Raw genomic sequence first — 17,889 nt, 5'->3', positions numbered from 1 at the left:
ATGCTGCGCCGCGAAATGGAAAAGGGAAGTAGCCCCTGAGCGGTCGTGCTGAAAGGCCCAAGGGCCGTAAAAACTTGCGCCTAAGGCCCTGGACCGTTGGGTCGCAAGGCGATGTCGTGCTCACCCGCCGCAGCAGTAGCTGCGGCAGGCGTCTGAGTTATTTCTTCAAGGCGCGGGAGAACGCGTCGGCAAAGGCGCTGTTGGCAGGGGCGGCCGCAGGCTTGGGAGGCGGCGTACCGCGTCCGCCAGCCGGGCCACCGCGGCGGTTGCCGCCCGACGGCGCGTCGTCGCGCGCGGCGGGGCGTCCGCTCCGTGCCTCACCCGGCACGTCGTCCAGCCGCATGCTGAGGGCGATGCGCTTGCGCGGCAGGTCGACCTCCATGACTTTGACCTTCACGATGTCGCCGGCTTTCACGGCGTCGCGGGGATCCTTGACGAACGTATGCGACAGCGCGGAGACGTGGACGAGACCGTCCTGGTGCACGCCGATATCGACGAAGGCGCCGAACGCGGCCACGTTCGTGACGCGACCTTCCAGCACCATGCCCACCTTGAGATCCTTCAGATCCTCCACGCCCTCGGCGAAGCTCGGCGCCACGAACTCGGGACGTGGGTCGCGGCCAGGCTTTTCCAGTTCCTTGAGAATGTCGCGGATGGTCGGCACGCCGAAGGTGTCGTCGGTGAAATCCTCGGGCTTCAGGCTGCGCAGGAACGAGGTGTCACCGATGACCTGCTTCACCTCGCGGCCGCACTGCTTGAGGATGCGCTCCACGACCGGGTAAGCCTCGGGATGCACTGAACTTGCATCGAGCGGGTTGCTGCCGCCGGTGATGCGCAGGAAGCCGGCGCACTGCTCGAACGCTTTGTCGCCGAGGCGCGGCACCTTGAGCAGATCCTTGCGGCTCGGGAAGGGCCCGTTCGCATCGCGATGCTTCACCACGTTCTCGGCGACGCTCGACGACAGCCCCGCAACGCGCGCGAGCAGCGGTGCAGAGGCCGTGTTGACGTCCACGCCGACCGCGTTCACGCAGTCCTCCACGCGGGCATCGAGCGCACGCGCGAGCTTCACCTGATTCACGTCGTGCTGGTACTGGCCGACACCGATGGCCTTCGGTTCGATCTTCACCAGCTCCGCGAGCGGATCCTGCAGGCGGCGCGCGATCGACACAGCGCCGCGAATCGAGACGTCGAGCTCAGGGAATTCCTTGGACGCGAGTTCCGACGCGGAATAGACCGAGGCGCCGGCTTCGCTGACCACGACCTTGGACAAACCGAGCTCCGGATGCTTGCGCATCACCTCGCCTGCCAGCTTGTCGGTCTCGCGGGACGCGGTGCCGTTGCCGATCGCGATGAGATTCACGCCGTGCTGCTTCGACAGCTGAGCGATGCGCGCGAGCGACTGATCCCACTGATTGCGGGGCTCGTGCGGATAGATGGTGTCGTGCGCCAGCAGCTTGCCCGTGGCATCCACGATGGCGAGCTTGCAGCCGGTGCGGATGCCGGGGTCGAGGCCCATGACGGTCTTCGCACCGGCGGGGGCGGCGAGGAGAAGATCCTTGAGGTTTTCGCCGAACACGCGGATGGCTTCGTCTTCCGCGCCTTCGCGCACGCGGCCGAACAGATCGAGCGTCAGGTGCAGATGCAGCTTCACGCGCCAGGTGAGGCGCACGGTCTCGCGCAGCCAGGCGTCGGCCGGGCGACCGCGATCGACGATGCCCGCCCGCGCCGCCACCCGGCCTTCGCCTTCGGCGTGGCCCTGGTCGGCGTCCACGCCCGGGTTCAGGTCGATCTCGATCACGCCTTCGTTGCGCGCGCGCATGAGCGCGAGCAGGCGATGCGACGGGATCTTGGACACGGCCTCCATGTGGTCGAAGTAATCGCGGAACTTCGCGCCTTCGTTCTCCTTGCCGGGAACGACAGTGGCGCGGATCTGGCCTTTCTCCCAAAGCCAGTCGCGCAGCTCGCCCACGAGTGCGGCGTCTTCGGCGATGGTTTCCATGAGGATGGCGCGCGCGCCGTCGAGTGCGGCGCGGGTGTCGGCGATGCCCTTCTCCGCATCGACGAAGCTTGCGGCAAAGGTTTCCGGATCCAGCGTCGGATCGTCGCGCAGGCCCAAGGCGAGCGGTTCGAGGCCTGCTTCACGTGCGATCTGCGCCTTGGTGCGGCGCTTCGGCTTGTAGGGGAGATAGAGGTCTTCCAGGCGCGCCTTGGTATCGGCGGTGAGGATGTCCGCGCGCAGCGCGTCGGTCATCTTGCCTTGCTCGGCGATGCTATCCAGGATGGCCGTGCGGCGGTCTTCCAGCTCGCGCAGGTAGCGCAGGCGCTCTTCGAGCAGGCGCAATTGGATGTCGTCGAGGCCACCGGTCACTTCCTTGCGGTAGCGCGCGATGAACGGCACGGTGGCGCCGCCGTCGAGCAGCTCGACCGCCGCGCGCACCTGTTCGGGCTTGGCGGCAATGTCCTGGGCAATACGTTGTTCGATGCTCTGCATGTCGTTCCTGTGCGTTGCTCGCCGGCCGAACGTCGGGCCGGGCCGCCGATGATAGCAAGCACAGGGAACGCCCCGGCCGGATCGGCCGGGGCGGTGCGTCAGGCGTCGAAGCTGCCGCCCGTACGGCCGCGTGGCGCGGGCGCCGCGACCTTGTCGGCGCGGCCGACAAGCACGTAGGTGCTGGCGAGGAGGTCATGCACACCCTGCTTGCGCTGGGTGAAGGCGGCGACGACGTAGAAGACCATCGGCACCAGCAACGTGAACGCGTTGAGCAGACGGACCGCATTACGCCCTGCGGCGCGGCCCACGCTGATGCGACGACCCTCGGTGTCGGTCACGCGGATGCCCACGGCCATCTTGCCCGGCGTGGCCTGCCACTTCGAGCTTTCAAAGAAGGCGTAGTAGACGAAGCCGATGACCAGCAGCACATAGGTGATGGGCTGCGCGGTGGCGGCATACGCCGTGATGGCTGCCGTCTGGTCTTTTTCCATCTCGGCGAACAGCCGGGTCATCGCCGCGCCCAGCCCCATGCTCAGACTGATGGCGGTGAAGGGCACCATGAGGATGAGGTAATCGATCACCCAGGCGCCGAAGCGCAACCAGAAGCCGGCGTACTCCGGCTCAGCGGTGTCGTGAACGCCCATGAAGGGCGGTGGCGGTGGGGGTACGGCGCCTGGTGCGGGGCGCTCGTCGGGGAACATCTCACCGAGAGGCCGCCAGTCGGTCATCCCCTCGTACCAGCCGAGTTCCTCCGGACGACAGGTGCCGTCGCGCAGCCACTGCCGGACTTCGTCTTCCCCATAGGGGCCGAAGCGCTCGCCGTTGCGTCCGATCCAGACTTGCATGGTGTTCCTTCCGCTCGCTTGCTCGATGTCGGAATGATGCCAGATGGGTCGTCGGCGCGCCGACTGCTGGATGGCAGGGTGTCGTCAGGCGGCGCGGCGCTTCAGATGGACGAGCAGGAGCGAGATGGCCGCGGGCGTGACGCCGCTGATGCGCGAGGCCTGCCCGATGGTGGCGGGCAGCGCGCGCTTCAGCTTGAGCAGGACTTCGGCCGAGAGGCCGCGCACGCGGTCGTAGTCGAAGCCTTCGGGAATGGACGTGGATTCGTGACGCCGCTGGCGCTCGATGTCTTCGCGCTGGCGCTCGAGATAACCGGCGTACTTGGCCTGCACCTCGACCTGCATGGCGACTTCGGCATCCTCAACGGCAGGGCCGAGTTCCGGGACGGTGGTGAGCGTGGCGTAATCCATTTCCGGCCGGCGGAGCAGATCTAGCGCGTGCGTCTCGCGGCTGACGGCGAGGCCCAGCGAGCGCTCGATGGCGGCCCCCAGCGCATTGTTCGGTGCCGCCCAAAGGGCGCGCAGCCGGGCGCTCTCGCGTTCGGCAGCGTCGCGCTTGCCCTCGAGTCGACGGAAGCGCGCATCGGACACCACGCCCAGCGCGTGGCCCTGGGGTGTGAGCCGCAGGTCGGCGTTGTCCTCGCGCAGGTGCAGGCGGTACTCCGCGCGCGAGGTGAACATGCGGTAGGGCTCGATCGTGCCGTTGGTGGTCAGGTCGTCGATCAGCACGCCGATGTAGGCCTCGTCGCGACGCGGGTACCACGGCGCGTCGCCGCGCACGGCCAGTGCCGCGTTCAGCCCCGCGATCAGGCCCTGCGCCCCGGCTTCTTCATAGCCCGTGGTGCCGTTGATCTGCCCCGCGAAATACAGGCCGGGGATGCCCTTGGTTTCCAGCCACGGATGCAGGCCGCGTGGATCGAAATAGTCGTACTCGATCGCATAGCCGGGCCGCGTAATGTGGGCGCGCTCGAAGCCCGGAATGGAACGGACCAGCGCGTACTGCACGTCGAACGGCAACGAGGTGGAGATACCGTTCGGATAGATCTCGAACGTATCGAGGCCTTCCGGTTCCACGAAGATCTGGTGCGAGGTCTTCTCGGCGAAGCGCACCACCTTGTCCTCGATCGACGGGCAGTAGCGCGGGCCCACGCCTTCGATCTGCCCGCTGTACAGCGGCGAGCGGTCGAGCGACGCGCGGATGAGCTCATGCGTCGCCCCGGTGGTGTGGGTGATCCAGCAGCTGACCTGCCGAGGGTGATCGGCAGGCGAGCCCATGAACGAGAAGTGCGGCATCGGATCGTCGCCCGGCTGCTCGTCGAGCGCCGAGAAGTCGATGCTGCGGCTGTCGATGCGTGGCGGCGTGCCGGTCTTGAGTCGATCGGCGGCGACGGGCAACTCGCGCAGCCTCGCGGCAAGCGTCGTGGCCGGCGGATCGCCTGCCCGGCCGCCCGCGTATTGGGCCTGTCCGATGTGGATCTTGCCCGCCAGGAAGGTGCCCGCCGTCAGCACGACGCAGCGTGCGTGGAAGTCCAGGCCCATCTGCGTACGTACGCCCGCAACACGGCCGCCGTCGAGAAGGAGATCGTCCACGGCCTGCTGGAACAGCACGAGATTGGGCTGGGTTTCGACCAGGTGCCGAATGGCCGCTTTGTAGAGCGCACGGTCTGCCTGGCAGCGCGTGGCGCGTACGGCCGGCCCCTTGGAAGCATTGAGCGTGCGCCACTGGATGCCGGCGCGATCCGCGGCCAGTCCCATCGCGCCGCCCAGCGCGTCGATTTCCTTGACCAGATGTCCCTTGCCGATGCCGCCGATGGCTGGGTTGCAGCTCATCTGGCCGATGGTTTCGATGTTGTGGCTGAGCAGCAGCGTGCGCGCGCCGGCCCGCGCGGAAGCGAGCGCCGCTTCGGTACCGGCGTGGCCGCCACCGACCACGATCACATCGTAGGTTTCGTCATGCAGCATGGGAGGCGAGGGTAGCGGAATCAGGATCGATATTTTACGCGCTATGCGCCGTCGCGGCGGACCGCGTCTTCCCGTCTCCTGACGGGGTGCTGGCACGTCTTGTGCTTTTCACTACTCGCACTTCCTCCGGGCAGACGCAGCGCGATCATCCGCGCGCCGAGGCCGAACGCAGGGGTTTGGCCGAGTGCCGAAGGAAGGAAGCGGGGTGGGCAGGGATGCCTCATCCGGTTCGAAGAATGAGATCTGGCGCCCGGCGGTCTCAGGAACAGGGGGAATCCAGGATGACCGTGTTGCCGGGCGCCAGAAACCGAGTGACTGGCACAAAGAGCCGCGGCTATGGCCGCGGCTTTTCTTTGTTGAAGGTCACACTACACTTTTCCACTGAACCGTGTGTGACTTTTGCGTCAAGAAAGTGCTCTGTTTCGGCATTTGGTGACGCAGTACGTCAGTTTCTTACCTTCCGTGAGACCCTGCGTGACGCAGCGCACGATCAGCCAAGGGCGACGCGTCCGAGGATGTCGGCCAGGTCGCGCGACAAATCCTTGCGGGCGGCAAGCTCCGCGACCACGGCATGGGCGGCCGCACGCCGCGTTGGCTCAAGCCGCTTCCAGCCGTTGAACGCCGTCGCCACTCGCGCCGCCACCTGCGGATTCAGGCCGTCCACGGCCACAAGCCGGTCCGCGAGCCAGCGATAGGCCGCGCCGTCGGCGCGATGGAATCCTGTGGGATTCGAGCGGGCGAACGTGCCCAGGAGCGACTGCACGCGGTTCGGATTCTTGAGCATGAAGCTGGGGTCGCCTTCCAGCGCCTGCACCCGGGCCAGCGCGTCGGCGCCGGGAAGCTGCGCCTGCATCGCGAACCACTTGTCGAGCGCCAGCGCGTTCCCCTCGTAGCGGCGACGGAAATGCGCGATCGGTGCGATGGCCTGCGCCGGTGCCACGGTAGCGAGCGTGGCCAAGGCGGCCAGTCGGTCCGTCATGCCCGGCGCCTGTTCGTACTGGGCGAGCGCGAACGTGGTCGCAAGCGGCGCATCGATCAAGGCAAGCAGATCGAGCACGCGGCGCTTCAACTGACGACGCGCCTGGCTGGCGGCATCCATTGCGGCGCTGGTGGACGCCCGCAGCGCGTCGTAGCGGGCGCGCAAGGAATCCACCCCAATGCGCTGGGCCAACGCCTGAAGCATCGCCTGGCGCGCGGTGCGGATACGGTCCGGGTCGCGCTCGGCCTGTCGTTCGACCAGCTCGATTTCCCCGGGCGGGGTCAGCAGTTCGGCGAGCAGCGCATCGTCCAGCGACGCGTCGGCAAACAGTTCCGCGAGCGCTCCGGTCCAGGCGAGCAGCGCCGGGCCGTCGGCCCGGGCATCGCGGCAGTCGTCGTAGGCGAGGCCGGCCAGCTGCTGGCCAGCCTCCCACCGATTGAAGCCGTCCGGATCGTGGCGAAGCAGAATCGCCAGATCCTCTGGCTGGTAATCGCATTCGAGAATGACGGGGGCCGAGAACCCGCGCAGCAGCGACGGCACGGGTGCGGCGTCGATATCTTCGAAGACGTAGTGTTGGTCGGCTGTGTCGAGCACGACAGTGCGTTCGGCGCCTTCCGCGCGGGCCTCGCCTTCAAGGCGCAATGGGAGCGCCCGGCCGGACCGGTCGAACAGCGAGAGCCGCACCGGGATCGGCAAGGCCTGTTTGCTCGGTTGGCCCGCCGTGGCCGGCGTGCGCTGGCGCAGCGTCAGACGGTACTGCCGTTGCGCGGCGTCGAAACGGCCTTCGGCCGTGAGTCGAGGAGTGCCCGCCTGTCCGTACCAAGCCAGATAAGGCGACAGGTCGATGGCATTGGCATCGCCGAGCGCCTCGATGAAGTCTTCGATGGTGGCGGCCTGTCCATCGTGACGATCGAAGTACAGGTCCATGCCGCGGCGGAAGCCTTCGGTCCCGAGCCTGCCGGCCAGCATGCGCACCAGTTCCGAGCCCTTTTCGTAGACCGTGGCCGTATAGAAGTTGTTGATCTCGCTGTACTGCGACGGGCGCACGGGATGCGAGAGCGGACCCGCGTCCTCCGGAAACTGGGCACGCCGAAGCAGTGCGACGTCCTCGATCCGCTTGAGCGGTGCCGAATTCATGTCGGCCGAGAAACTCTGTTCGCGGAAGACGGTGAGGCCTTCCTTCAAACTGAGTTGGAACCAGTCGCGGCAGGTGACGCGATTGCCGCTCCAGTTGTGGAAGTATTCGTGGGCGACCACGGCCTCCACGTGACGGTATTCGTCGTCGGTGCTGGAATCCGGGTCGGCGAGCAGGTACTTCGCGTTGAAGATGTTGAGACCTTTGTTCTCCATCGCGCCCATGTTGAAGTCATGCGTGGCGACGACATGGAAAACGTCGAGGTCGTAATTGCGACCGTAGGTGCGCTCGTCCCACTGCATCGACCGCACCAGCGAATCCATCGCATAGTCGCAGCGATCGATGACGTCGGCTTCCGCCCATACATGCAGCGCGACGGCGCGACCGTCGGCCGTGGTGTAGTCGCGGCTGATCCGCTCCAACCGGCCGGCCACGACAGCAAAGAGATAGCTGGCCTTCGGATGCGGATCGACGAACCGCGCCCAATGACGCCCATCGGACAGTTCGCCGCTGCCGTCGGGATTGCCGCCCGCGAGAAGGACGGGGAAGCGCTGGCGGTCCGCGCGCAACGTGACGGTGTAACGGGATAGCACGTCCGGTCGATCCGGAAAGAACGTGATGTGGCGGAAGCCTTCGGCCTCGCACTGGGTCAGCAGGAAGCCGTTCTCGCGGCTGCCGGAAAGGTACAGCCCTTCGAGCGCCGTGTTCTCCGCGGGGCGAAGCGCCACTTTCGTGCGAAGGGTGCAGCGCTCGGCATCGACGGCGATCTCCAGCAGACCGTTGGCGAAGATGTACTCGCCTTCGACCAGGCGCCGGTCGTCGACCGAGAGTTCGAGCAGTTCCAGGCCCTCGCCGTTCAGCCGTATCGGTTCGTCGCCAGCCGCTCGCACCATCTGCAGCGTGGCATCGACCTCTGTGCGGTCGATGCCCAGGTCGAAGACCAGCGCCACGTGCTCGACGGCCCAGGCCGGTGGGCGATAATCATCGAGCCGGATGACGGTGGTGGGGGCGTCGGAACGGTCGCTCATGGCTGACGTCATTTGTCGAATACGGTGGGCAGGCTAACATGCGGCCGGATTCGTCAAAAGGAACTCCCATGTCCCGTTTCGCCGTGACGCGCGCCGCCCTGGGTGGCGAGGAACTGGTGGTGCTGGTGGACGCCGATGCCGATCGTGAAATCCGCATTGCGCGCCGCGGCGCCACGGTTCTTTCGATAATTACCTGCCCGCCTCAGGGCCGCCGCGACATCGCGGATGGCTTCCGTGACGAGAAGGAACTGGTCGGGCACAAGGGTTCGCGATTCGCGATCATGACGCCGTTCGCCAATCGCGTTAACGATTCGCGCTACACATTTGAAGCAACTTCTTACGATTTGCAGCCAGGTGTCGTCGGCGCGGATCGTGCAAGTCGCCACGGCTTCCTGCGTGGCGTGACCTTCGACGTGAAGCAGCAACACGCCGACGACGAAAAGGCCTCCGTCACGCTCGTCACCTCGGCGATCCGACCCGAGGTCAACTCTGGCTATCCCTTTGCGCTCGACGTGTCGATCACCTTCACCCTCGACGACAACGGCCTGAGCCTGGAAGCGATCACGCGCAACGTCGGCGAGCGCAATGCGCCCACGTTCTTCGGCTGGCACCCGTACTTCCGCCTCTCGGACCATCCGATCGAAGGCTGGGAGCTTCAGGTGCCTGGCGATAAGATCATCGCGACCGACAAGGACTTCATTCCACTGCCCGGCACACGTGCATGGCAAGCGTTGGACAAGGCGGACCGCGCACTCGATTTCCGCAATACGCGGCCGATCGGAGACACGCAGCTCAATCACACCTACGCCGATCTGCAACTCGATGCCGATGGCCGTGCACGCACGCACCTGCGCGATCCCAAGAGCGGCGCGGCGATCGCCGTGTGGCAGGAGCGCGGTGTGATGCTCGTCTTCACTGCCGACACGGCCGAACGCGATGCCCGTCGCTCGGTGGCGTTGGAGCCGATGGAATGCATGCCCGACGCGTTCAATCGCGACGACTGCACACCACTCGTCACGCTGGGCCCGGGCGAGGAGCGTCGTTTCGTGTGCGGTGTCGAGTTCGCTCGATGAATCTGCCCAGCTTCGCTGAGGTGCGCGATGCGGCGGCGCGGATCGCGCCGCATGCACTCGTAACGCCCGTCATGCGCAGCGATCGCATCGATGCATTGGTGGGTGCGCCCATCGTCTTCAAGTGCGAAAACCTGCAGCGAGGCGGTGCGTTCAAGTATCGAGGTGCAACCAACGCCGTCTGGTCTCTCACGGAAGACGAGGCGGTGCGCGGCGTCGTGACCCATTCGTCGGGCAATCACGGCAATGCATTGGCGATGGCCGCACGCACGCGAGGCATTCCCGCGCACGTCGTGGTTCCTGAGGGTGCGGTAAAAGCCAAGCTCGATGCAATCGTCGCCGCCGGTGCCACCCTGCATCGCTGCGAGGCGACGACAGCCGCGCGCGAGGCCAAGGCAGCGGAAGTACAGGCGCAGACGGGTGCCACACTCGTTCATCCCTACGCCGACGCGCGCGTCATGGCAGGCCAGGGCACCGTGGTGCCGGAAATGCTCCGTCAGGCATTGGGACTCGATACGGTGTTGGTGCCTGTCGGCGGCGGCGGCCTCGCATCCGGCTGCGCCATTGCCGCGCACGGTATCGATCCGTCGATCGTCGTGTTGGCGGCGGAGCCCGAAGGCGCCGATGACGCGGCGCGATCGCTGGAAGCCGGCGCGCGGGTAGGGTCGTTCACCCCGCACACGATCTGCGACGGGCTGCGCACCTTGATCGGCGAGCCCAACTTTCACGCGCTGCGCGATCATGGCGTTCGCGTGTTGCGCGTGAGCGACGCAGAGACGATCGCAGCCATGCGGCTGCTGTGGACCGAATTGCGCCTCGTCGTCGAGGTCTCCAGCGCCACGGTGCTGGCGGCCGCGCTGCGTTATCCGCAGTATCTCGCCGGCCGTCGAACAGGCGCGGTGCTGACCGGCGGCAACGTGGACATCGACGCTCTGCCCTGGTGACGCGTCCTTCGGCGCGGCGTCGATCACCGTTCTTGCCGTTTGTGGGCTACGCAGACCCACATGATGACGGTGGCGCCCAATGCGATGACGGCGTCATGCGTGCCGCGGGGCCCGTTCATACGTACGTTCGACTAGGCCGACAGCGGACATCCTCGCGAAAGGCGCGGCGATATTCTCGCCGCTCTTTCCGGGCAATTCGTGAGGTGGCAATGCGTTGCGCATGGGCCGAACACAGCGATATAGAGCGCGTTTACCACGACACCGAGTGGGGGGTTCCCGTCTACGAGGATCATCTGATCTTTGAGCGGTTTTCCCTACGTGCCGTGCAGGCCGGGCTTGCCTGGCGCACAGTACTCGTCAAGCGCGAATCGTTCGCCCGCGCCTTCCATGGTTTCGACATCGCACGTGTCGCCGCCATGAGTGACGACGAACTGGCAGCGGTACTGTCCGATCGCGGTGTCATCCGCAATCGCCTCAAGATCAACGCCATACGAAACAACGCCCGTGCCGCGTTGCGCGTCATCGATGAGAGAGGCTCGCTGTCCGCGTATCTGTGGGCATTCGTCGGTGGCACGCCGCAGGTCAACGCGCGGCGTGGCGACGAGCCGCTGCCCATGCGCAGCGATCTGTCCGATCAGTTGAGCGAGGCGCTGCAACAGCGTGGCTTCCGCTTTGCCGGCACGGCGATCTGTCAGTCGCTGCTGCAGTCGGCGGGTCTGGTCAACGATCACGCGGTAGATTGCTTCCGCTATCGATGACGCGGCGTTCACCGTGGCTGCACCCGTGGCGAGTTGCCATGACGGCATGGCTACCACACGAATCGGCATTTCGGGCTGGCGCTACGCTCCGTGGCGCGGCGTGTTCTACCCCAGGGATCTCGTGCAGCGAAACGAGTTGTCCTTCGCATCGCGCCAGTTCCCTACGATCGAGCTGAACGGTTCTTTCTACTCGTTGCAGCGGCCGGAGAGCTATCGGTCCTGGTATGACGACACGCCACGCGGGTTCGTCTTCGCGGTCAAGGGGCCGCGGTTCATTACCCATACCTTGAGACTTCGCAACATCGAGAAGCCGATGGCGAATTTCTTCGCCTCGGGTGTGCTGGCGCTGCGCGAGAAACTCGGGCCCATCCTTTGGCAGTTCCCGCCCACACTTCGATTCGAGCCTGCGGTCTTCGAGCACTTCCTGGCCTTGCTGCCGAAGACCACGCGGGCCGCGGCGGATATGGCGCGTGGCTACGACTCGCACCTGAAGCGCGAGCCCTTTCTCGAGTTCAGGCGTAGCCATCGGTTGCGCCACGCTGTAGAAATCCGCCACGAGAGTTTCGTCGATCCCGCCTTCGTCACGCTGCTGCGCCGATACGGTGTTGCGTTTGTCGTCGCCGATACGGCAGGCAAGTTTCCGCGCTATTTCGACGTGACCGCGCCGTTCGTCTACGTACGTCTGCACGGCGACAAGCATCTGTACACGAGTGGCTACGGCCGCGAGGCGTTGGGCGAATGGGCGCGCCGTATTCGCGCATGGCGCAAGGGCGGGCAGGCGCAGGGGGATCCGCGCATCACTCGATCGCTTCCGCCCACGCGTGCATCGCGAGACGTGTATGTCTATTTCGACAACGATGCCAAGGTGAAGGCGCCAGGCGATGCGCTCACGCTCACGTCGATGGTCTAGCTGTTAGAACGGCGTCTTGCGTCGCGATCCGCGCAGGTTCTCGATCGGGAAGCTGGCGATTTCGCCGCTACCTTCGCGACGCGACTGTCCTGCCGGTGGGCCCCATGCGTGGGCCGTCACGACTTCCCATGTGGAGGGAATCACGCCATCGGTGCGAAGGGCCTCGTAGGCCTCCACCATGCGCTGATAATGGCGCTTGCCGGTCAAGCCGCGAGGACGCTGCGCGTCCGCGTTGTTGGCGCCCAGACCCTTGAGTTCGTCGAGCAACGCGCGGGGCGTCGGGTAGGTCAGTGTATAGCGTTCGGCGAACAGGACCGGATCGCGCAGGCCCTGGGCAAGCATCGCGTCGCCCACGTCATGCATGTCGAGAAAACGCGCCACGTGCGCGTACTGGTCGGCCTCCGCCCACGAAGCACGCAACTCCTTCAACGTGTCCGGGCCGAAGGTCGAGAACGTGAGCAATCCGCCGGGCTTGAGCACGCGAGCGCATTCGGCGAACAGGCGCGGCAAATCCTCGCACCATTGGAAGCAGAGGTTGGAGAACAGCACGTCCACGCTGCGATCCGGCACCGGAAGGGTGTACGCATCGCCAAGCACGCGACCGAACGGTTTCAGCCAGGACGCGTGCTGCTTTGCCTGCTTCAACATCGGCAGCGCGAGGTCGATGGCGACGACCTGGGCCTTGGGATAGCGCTTCTTCAATGCCGCACTGCCTCGACCCGTCCCGGCGCCGACGTCGAGGACCACGTCGGGCACCTGCTCGTAGATGTCGAGCCGATCGATCAACGTGGCTTGCACTTCGCGTTGCAATGCGTCGTGTTTCTCGTAGGTGTCGGCGGCGCGCGCGAAGTTGCGGCGGACCTGACGGCGGTCGAAATGGAAATCGCTCATGGGTAGGCGTCGGTAAATTCGGTCAGGACATCCGCCACGGCGGCGGCGTGTCCGATGAAGGGGGCATGCCCGGCGTGGGCGATTTCCTCGAAGCGGCCACCTGCGGCGTCGGCGGACCAGCGCATGGCCTCGGGATGGACGATGCGGTCGCGGCGCCCTGCGATCCACAGGCTGGGCATATCGATGGCAGCGAGACGGGGGCGAAGATCTTCGCTTTCCAGCAGGCGGATGCCCTCCATGAGCACGCGTGGGTCGGGTTCGCCGCGTGAGAACGCCTCGTCCTTCAAGCGGCGCGCTTCGCCGCGCGGGTCGGCGCTGCCCATCGCTTCCAGCGCGATGAAGCGTTCGATGGTGGCGTGATAGTCCACGTCCAGATCGACAGCCAGTTGACGCACCAGCTCGGGATCGTTGCCGTGCGGCCAATCGTCCGCGCGAACGAAGCGTGGTGTGGCGCACATCGGCACCACGGCGCGGACGGCTTCGGGCAGGTCCAGTGCGGCAGTGAGTGCGACCAGACCACCCATCGACCAACCGAGCCATACCGCCGGCGGCGTTACCGCGGCGATGGCGCGGGCGCAGGCACCCGGCTCCAGCGGCACGCGCGAGTCGCGCGAATAGCCGTGTCCCGGCAGGTCGACGACGTGCATCGTGTAGTGCGCCGTGAGCCGTTCAACCAGCGGCGCAAGGATGCCGCCATGCATGGCCCAGCCGTGCACCATCACCATCGGCACCGGCCCGGTACCATGAACTTCGACGTGGAGATCGCTCACGGAGGCGAACTCGGCGCGAGCGACGGATCGACGGCACCGCGCGCATCGAAGACGAAACAATCGCCGCGCCAGTGCGCACCGCCCACTTCCTCGAAATACTTGAGGATGCCGCCTTCGAGCTGAAACACGTGCTCGATGCCCAGCTCGCGCATGTGGATGGCAGCCTTTTCGCAGCGGATGCCGCCGGTGCAGAACGACACTACCGTCTTGCCTTCGAAGCGTTCGCGGTCCGCGGCCACCGCTGCGGGGAACTCTGTGAAGCTGGCGAGGCCGTACTCCACCGTGTTCTCGAACGTGCCGGCGCTGACCTCGTAGTCGTTGCGCGTATCCAGCAGGACGACCGGACGACCATCGTCGTCGTGGCCCTGGTCGAGCCAGCGCCGCAGGTCCGTCGGCAGCACGTGTGGCGCGCGTCCCTCGGCGGGGCGAATGGTCGGCGCGCGCATGGTGATGATCTCTTTCTTCAGTCGTACGCGCATGCGCCCGAAGGGTGGCGCATCGGACACGCTTTCCTTCGGTGTGAGGTCTGCGAAACGCGGATCTTGGCGCAACCAGTCGAGAAACTCGGTGATGGCTTCGCGTGGTGCGGCCAGAAACAGGTTGATGCCCTCGGGCGCGAGCAGAATCGTTCCCTTCAGCGCCAGCGCCTCGCAGCGCTCGAGAATCCGGGCCCGCAGCTCGGCGAGATCGTCGAGACCGACGAACTTGTAGGCGGAAATATTGAGGATCGTCATGGGCGTAGCCGGGGTTCGCGACCGGTCATTATACGACCGCGCCCTCCACCGGGCGGGGCATCCTCGCCAGCGCGTCGAGCAGGGCGTCGATCTGCGCCGCGGTATGGGCCGCGGACAACGTGATGCGCAGGCGCGAGCCCTGCGGCGGCACGGTGGGCGGACGGATCGCCACGACGAGGAAACCAGCGGCCTCCAGGGCCGTCGCTGCCGATACGGCGGCTACCGGGCTGCTCATCGGGAGCGGCTGGATGGCGGTGGCCGACGTGGACAGAGTCAACCCGAGCTGTGCGGCGCCGACCCGAAATCTTGCGATGTTGGCCGCCAGGCGTTCCCGCCGGCCTTCGGGGTCGGTGCGCACGAGCCGCACGGCGGCCTGCGTCGCGGCGGCCAGCGCAGCGGGCATGGCCGTGGTGTACACATGGGTGCGGGCGAACTGGACGATGCCCTCGATCCATCGCGCATCCCCCGCGAGAAAGGCACCCGCGCATCCCACCGCCTTGCCAAGCGTGCCCATCAGAATCGGTACGTCCCGCGTGCCGAGGCCCGCTGCCGCGACCGACCCGGCACCACCCGGCCCCCTCACGCCCAGACCATGGGCGTCATCGACGTAAAGCATGGCGCCGCGATGGCGGCATACCGTGGCGAGATCGCGCAGTGGGGCCACGTCGCCGTCCATGCTGAAGACGCCATCGGTGGCCACGAGCGCGGGGAGATCCGGGCGCGCGTCGAGTTGCCGGGCGGCGCCCGCGGCATCGGCATGCGGGTAACGACGCAGCTCCGCGCCGGCCAGCATCGCCCCGTCGATGAGGCTCGCGTGATTGAGGCGATCCTGTACGCAGAGCGCCTTGTGGCGCGCTGGCGATGCGCCCGCGCCAAGCAGGGCCTGCAGTGCGCCGAGATTCGCCATCACGCCGGTGGAAAAAAGCAGGGCCCGCTCGCGTCCGGTCCAGTCGGCCAGCTCTTCTTCCAGCGCCGCGTGAGCGCCGCGGTGGCCGGACACGAGATGCGCGGCGCCGCTACCGACGCCCTCCGTCGAGGCCGCACGCGTGAGCGCGGACACGACATCGGGATGCGCCGCGAGACCCAGGTAATCGTTGCCGCAGAAATCGACGAGCACGCGGTCGCCGACTCTGCGGCGCCCGTCGGGCAGCACGTCGCAGACGCGCGCACGGCGCAGCAGACCCGCCTGCTCGCGTTCGACGCGCGCGGCGTCCAGTCGCGCGAGCAGGTCCGGTCGCGTCACGCCGCTGCGTGCTCCACGATGTCTGCGTGCACGGTGCCGGGTTCGAGGACGACTTCCAGCGGCTTCAGGCCGAGACGGGCAAACAGGCGGCGATCGTGTTCGACGTCCGGGTTGCCGGTGGTGAGCAGCTTTTCCCCGTAGAAGATCGAGTTGGCGCCCGCGGCGAAGCACAGTGCCTGCAGCGCGTCGTCCATGGTTTCGCGACCGGCCGACAGCCGCACGACGGACGCCGGCATGAGGATGCGCGCGACGGCGATGCTGCGCACGAACTCGAACGGGTCCAGCGCTTCGGTGCCGTCCAGCGGCGTGCCCGCGACCTGAACGAGGCGGTTGATCGGCACCGATTCCGGATGCTCCGGCAGGTTCGCCAGCGTCATCAGCAGGCCGGCGCGCTGCGCGCGCGACTCACCCATTCCCACGATGCCGCCGCAGCAGGTCTTGAGTCCCGCAGCGCGGACGTGATCCAGCGTGTCGAGACGATCCTGGAACTCACGCGTGTGGATGATCTCGCCGTAGTAGTCCGGAGAGGTATCGAGATTGTGGTTGTAGAAATCGAGACCAGCCGCTTTCAGCGTGTCGGCCTGCGGTTGAGTCAGCATGCCCAGCGTGGCGCAGGTCTGCAGGCCCAGGCCTTTCACGGCGCTGACGATCTCGGCCACTTTCGCGACGTCCCGGTCCTTCGGAGAGCGCCACGCGGCGCCCATGCAGAAACGGCTCGCGCCGGCCTCTTTTGCCGCCTGGGCTCGGGCGAGCACCGCCTCGACACTCATCAGCTTCTCGGCTTTCACGCCCGTGGCGTAGCGAGCTGCCTGCGGGCAGTAGGCGCAATCCTCGGGGCAGCCGCCGGTCTTGATCGAGAGCAAGGTCGAGACCTGGACCGCGTTCGGGTCGTGGTACTGCCGGTGCACGGTCTGGGCCTGGAAGAGCAGGTCGTTGAACGGCAAGGCGAAAAGGTGCTCGACCTCCTCGCGGGACCAGTCGTGGCGGATGGCTGCGGTCATGGGGGTATCCCGGCGGGCGAAGACGCGGAGTGTGGAAACCCGTCGGGATGATGTCAACCTTAACGGCATGGTAAAGGTTGACGGTGGCCTGGGTGGCACTGCCGTACGATGGTCCCGGGTTCCCACTAGGAGGGCATGCGCATGAGCGAAGGTCAGGGCAGCAGCGGCAACGTGCTTGCGGCAATCTGCAGTTTCTTCATTCCGGGACTGGGCCAGCTCGTGCAGGGCCGTGTCTTCAAGGCGCTGCTCATGTTCGTGCTCGCCGCCGTGCTTTGGGTGATCTGGTTGGGCTGGATCATCCACCTGTGGTCCATCGTCGACGCGGCGATGTATCGGCGCGATTGACGGGTCCATCGACGCATGGAAGCGTCTTTCTGGAAGCGATGGTTCGGTGCCGCCACACGCTTCTTCCTGCCGGCGCGTTGCCTGGTGTGCGCCGGTGCGGGCGGTGACGACATCGCATTGTGCGACGGATGCCGTGCCGAGCTCTCGCGCAACCTGTCGTGTTGTGGACGCTGCGCACTTCCCCTGCCGGTACCGACGCCGATCTGCGGCCAATGTCAGCGCGCACCGCGTCCGTGGGCCGATGTGTGGGTACCTTTCTCGTATGCGTGGCCGCTCGACATGCTGGAGGCCCGCTTCAAGTTCGCAGGTCACCTCGCTGCCGGACGCGTGCTTTCCACGTGCTGGCTGGATGCCGGCCCGCCGCCGTTGATGCCCGAGTTGATCGTGCCGGTGCCGTTGCATCCGAGCAGGCTGCGCAGCCGCGGGTACAACCAGGCGCTGGAACTGGCACGTCCGTTGGCGCGACGTTATGGCCTGCCGCTGGCGCACGACGCACTGCGTCGCACGCGCGGCACCGAAGCGCAGACCCTGCTCGATGCCGGCGCACGTGCACGCAACGTGCGTGGCGCCTTCGTTGTGCAACACGCGCCGGTGCAACGCCATGTCGCGCTGGTCGACGACGTGATGACCACCGGCGCCACGCTTGCCGAATGCACGCGCGCGCTGCACGCGGCAGGGGTCGAACGTGTGGACGTATGGGCGCTGGCGCGCACGCCGTTACCGTTCGATCGGCCGCCGCCTCCAGCGGAACGTATCCCTGGAGATGTGCCCGCGCGTCGATGATGC

At 66.6% G+C, this 17,889-nt stretch carries 15 protein-coding genes; 6 read left to right on the top strand and 9 right to left on the bottom strand.

All coding sequences use genetic code 11. The features are described 5' to 3' along the window. Nucleotides 1-157: 157 nt before the first annotated feature. The 4 genes from BT115_RS17915 to pepN all read right to left on the bottom strand — a co-directional run bounded on the left by BT115_RS17915 (nucleotide 158) and on the right by pepN (nucleotide 8,437). Complete coding sequence (locus BT115_RS17915; protein ID WP_072323991.1) at nucleotides 158-2,491, bottom strand: Tex family protein; 2,334 nt, start codon at nucleotides 2,489-2,491, stop codon at nucleotides 158-160. 98 nt (nucleotides 2,492-2,589) lie between these two features. Continuing rightward, nucleotides 2,590-3,336 carry an RDD family protein gene (locus tag BT115_RS17910; protein ID WP_072323989.1) on the bottom strand — a complete coding sequence of 249 codons (747 nt, stop codon included), beginning with the start codon at nucleotides 3,334-3,336 and terminating at the stop codon, nucleotides 2,590-2,592. An 84-nt stretch (nucleotides 3,337-3,420) separates the two neighbouring features. Continuing rightward, the gene (gene mnmG / locus BT115_RS17905; RefSeq protein WP_072323988.1) at nucleotides 3,421-5,295 is read right to left on the bottom strand and encodes a tRNA uridine-5-carboxymethylaminomethyl(34) synthesis enzyme MnmG; all 1,875 of its coding nucleotides are present in this window, start codon (nucleotides 5,293-5,295) and stop codon (nucleotides 3,421-3,423) included. A gap of 490 nt (nucleotides 5,296-5,785) precedes the next feature. Beyond that, nucleotides 5,786-8,437 (bottom strand): aminopeptidase N, encoded by a 2,652-nt coding sequence (gene pepN, locus BT115_RS17900; RefSeq protein WP_072323986.1) that lies wholly within the window; start codon nucleotides 8,435-8,437, stop codon nucleotides 5,786-5,788. A 68-nt stretch (nucleotides 8,438-8,505) separates the two neighbouring features. On the opposite strand from pepN, the gene BT115_RS17895 reads away from it, so the two are divergent. From BT115_RS17895 to BT115_RS17880, 4 genes are all read left to right on the top strand, one after another. Continuing rightward, complete coding sequence (locus tag BT115_RS17895) at nucleotides 8,506-9,510, top strand: aldose 1-epimerase (RefSeq protein WP_072323984.1); 1,005 nt, start codon at nucleotides 8,506-8,508, stop codon at nucleotides 9,508-9,510. Then, nucleotides 9,507-10,451 (top strand): pyridoxal-phosphate dependent enzyme, encoded by a 945-nt coding sequence (locus BT115_RS17890; RefSeq protein ID WP_072323982.1) that lies wholly within the window; start codon nucleotides 9,507-9,509, stop codon nucleotides 10,449-10,451. Before BT115_RS17895 ends, BT115_RS17890 begins: the two co-directional genes overlap by 4 nt. A 209-nt stretch (nucleotides 10,452-10,660) precedes the next feature. Beyond that, nucleotides 10,661-11,209, top strand: coding sequence for a DNA-3-methyladenine glycosylase I (locus BT115_RS17885; protein WP_072323981.1), 549 nt, complete (start codon nucleotides 10,661-10,663; stop codon nucleotides 11,207-11,209). 46 nt (nucleotides 11,210-11,255) lie between these two features. After that, nucleotides 11,256-12,119, top strand: coding sequence for a DUF72 domain-containing protein (locus BT115_RS17880; protein WP_072323980.1), 864 nt, complete (start codon nucleotides 11,256-11,258; stop codon nucleotides 12,117-12,119). A 3-nt stretch (nucleotides 12,120-12,122) separates the two neighbouring features. On the opposite strand, the gene bioC is transcribed toward BT115_RS17880, so the two are convergent. Genes bioC through bioB form a run of 5 tightly spaced genes read right to left on the bottom strand, consistent with a single transcriptional unit; the run spans nucleotide 12,123 to nucleotide 16,758 of the window. Continuing rightward, nucleotides 12,123-13,010: a malonyl-ACP O-methyltransferase BioC gene (gene bioC, locus BT115_RS17875; RefSeq protein ID WP_072323979.1), complete on the bottom strand. Its 888-nt coding sequence runs from the start codon at nucleotides 13,008-13,010 to the stop codon at nucleotides 12,123-12,125. Beyond that, nucleotides 13,007-13,735 (bottom strand): pimeloyl-ACP methyl ester esterase BioH, encoded by a 729-nt coding sequence (gene bioH, locus BT115_RS17870; RefSeq protein ID WP_072324057.1) that lies wholly within the window; start codon nucleotides 13,733-13,735, stop codon nucleotides 13,007-13,009. Before bioH ends, bioC begins: the two co-directional genes overlap by 4 nt. A gap of 41 nt (nucleotides 13,736-13,776) precedes the next feature. Further along, on the bottom strand, nucleotides 13,777-14,514 hold the full coding sequence (locus BT115_RS17865) for a sulfurtransferase (RefSeq protein WP_072323978.1): 738 nt from the start codon (nucleotides 14,512-14,514) through the stop codon (nucleotides 13,777-13,779). Between the two features lie 28 nt (nucleotides 14,515-14,542). Further along, nucleotides 14,543-15,757: an 8-amino-7-oxononanoate synthase gene (locus BT115_RS17860; protein WP_072323977.1), complete on the bottom strand. Its 1,215-nt coding sequence runs from the start codon at nucleotides 15,755-15,757 to the stop codon at nucleotides 14,543-14,545. After that, on the bottom strand, nucleotides 15,754-16,758 hold the full coding sequence (gene bioB / locus BT115_RS17855) for a biotin synthase BioB (protein ID WP_072323976.1): 1,005 nt from the start codon (nucleotides 16,756-16,758) through the stop codon (nucleotides 15,754-15,756). The genes BT115_RS17860 and bioB overlap by 4 nt, the downstream gene beginning before the upstream one ends. Before the next feature lie 141 nt (nucleotides 16,759-16,899). Between bioB and BT115_RS17850 the strand changes: the two genes are divergently transcribed. Both BT115_RS17850 and BT115_RS17845 read left to right on the top strand, forming a co-directional pair. Next, entirely contained in the window at nucleotides 16,900-17,103 is a 204-nt protein-coding gene (locus BT115_RS17850; RefSeq protein WP_072324055.1) for a hypothetical protein, read from the top strand. Between the two features lie 15 nt (nucleotides 17,104-17,118). Next, the gene (locus BT115_RS17845) at nucleotides 17,119-17,886 is read left to right on the top strand and encodes a ComF family protein (RefSeq protein WP_072323975.1); all 768 of its coding nucleotides are present in this window, start codon (nucleotides 17,119-17,121) and stop codon (nucleotides 17,884-17,886) included. Nucleotides 17,887-17,889 lie beyond the last annotated feature (3 nt).

Source organism: Luteibacter sp. UNCMF366Tsu5.1 (genome assembly GCF_900119235.1).
Taxonomy (GTDB): Bacteria; Pseudomonadota; Gammaproteobacteria; order Xanthomonadales; family Rhodanobacteraceae; genus Luteibacter; species Luteibacter flocculans.
Note: the sequence above shows the minus strand (reverse complement) of the source record. Positions and strands in the feature narration are given on the sequence as shown.

Bases quoted from the DNA above. Each gene is read 5' to 3' on its own strand.
- BT115_RS17915 (WP_072323991.1), bottom strand. From the start codon at position 2,491: ATGCAGAGCATCGAACAACGTATTGCCCAGGACATTGCCGCCAAGCCC.
- BT115_RS17910 (WP_072323989.1), bottom strand. From the start codon at position 3,336: ATGCAAGTCTGGATCGGACGCAACGGCGAGCGCTTCGGCCCCTATGGG.
- mnmG (WP_072323988.1), bottom strand. From the start codon at position 5,295: ATGCTGCATGACGAAACCTACGATGTGATCGTGGTCGGTGGCGGCCAC.
- pepN (WP_072323986.1), bottom strand. From the start codon at position 8,437: ATGAGCGACCGTTCCGACGCCCCCACCACCGTCATCCGGCTCGATGAT.
- BT115_RS17895 (WP_072323984.1), top strand. From the start codon at position 8,506: ATGTCCCGTTTCGCCGTGACGCGCGCCGCCCTGGGTGGCGAGGAACTG.
- BT115_RS17890 (WP_072323982.1), top strand. From the start codon at position 9,507: ATGAATCTGCCCAGCTTCGCTGAGGTGCGCGATGCGGCGGCGCGGATC.
- BT115_RS17885 (WP_072323981.1), top strand. From the start codon at position 10,661: ATGCGTTGCGCATGGGCCGAACACAGCGATATAGAGCGCGTTTACCAC.
- BT115_RS17880 (WP_072323980.1), top strand. From the start codon at position 11,256: ATGGCTACCACACGAATCGGCATTTCGGGCTGGCGCTACGCTCCGTGG.
- bioC (WP_072323979.1), bottom strand. From the start codon at position 13,010: ATGAGCGATTTCCATTTCGACCGCCGTCAGGTCCGCCGCAACTTCGCG.
- bioH (WP_072324057.1), bottom strand. From the start codon at position 13,735: ATGGTGATGGTGCACGGCTGGGCCATGCATGGCGGCATCCTTGCGCCG.
- BT115_RS17865 (WP_072323978.1), bottom strand. From the start codon at position 14,514: ATGACGATCCTCAATATTTCCGCCTACAAGTTCGTCGGTCTCGACGAT.
- bioB (WP_072323976.1), bottom strand. From the start codon at position 16,758: ATGACCGCAGCCATCCGCCACGACTGGTCCCGCGAGGAGGTCGAGCAC.
- BT115_RS17850 (WP_072324055.1), top strand. From the start codon at position 16,900: ATGAGCGAAGGTCAGGGCAGCAGCGGCAACGTGCTTGCGGCAATCTGC.
- BT115_RS17845 (WP_072323975.1), top strand. From the start codon at position 17,119: ATGGAAGCGTCTTTCTGGAAGCGATGGTTCGGTGCCGCCACACGCTTC.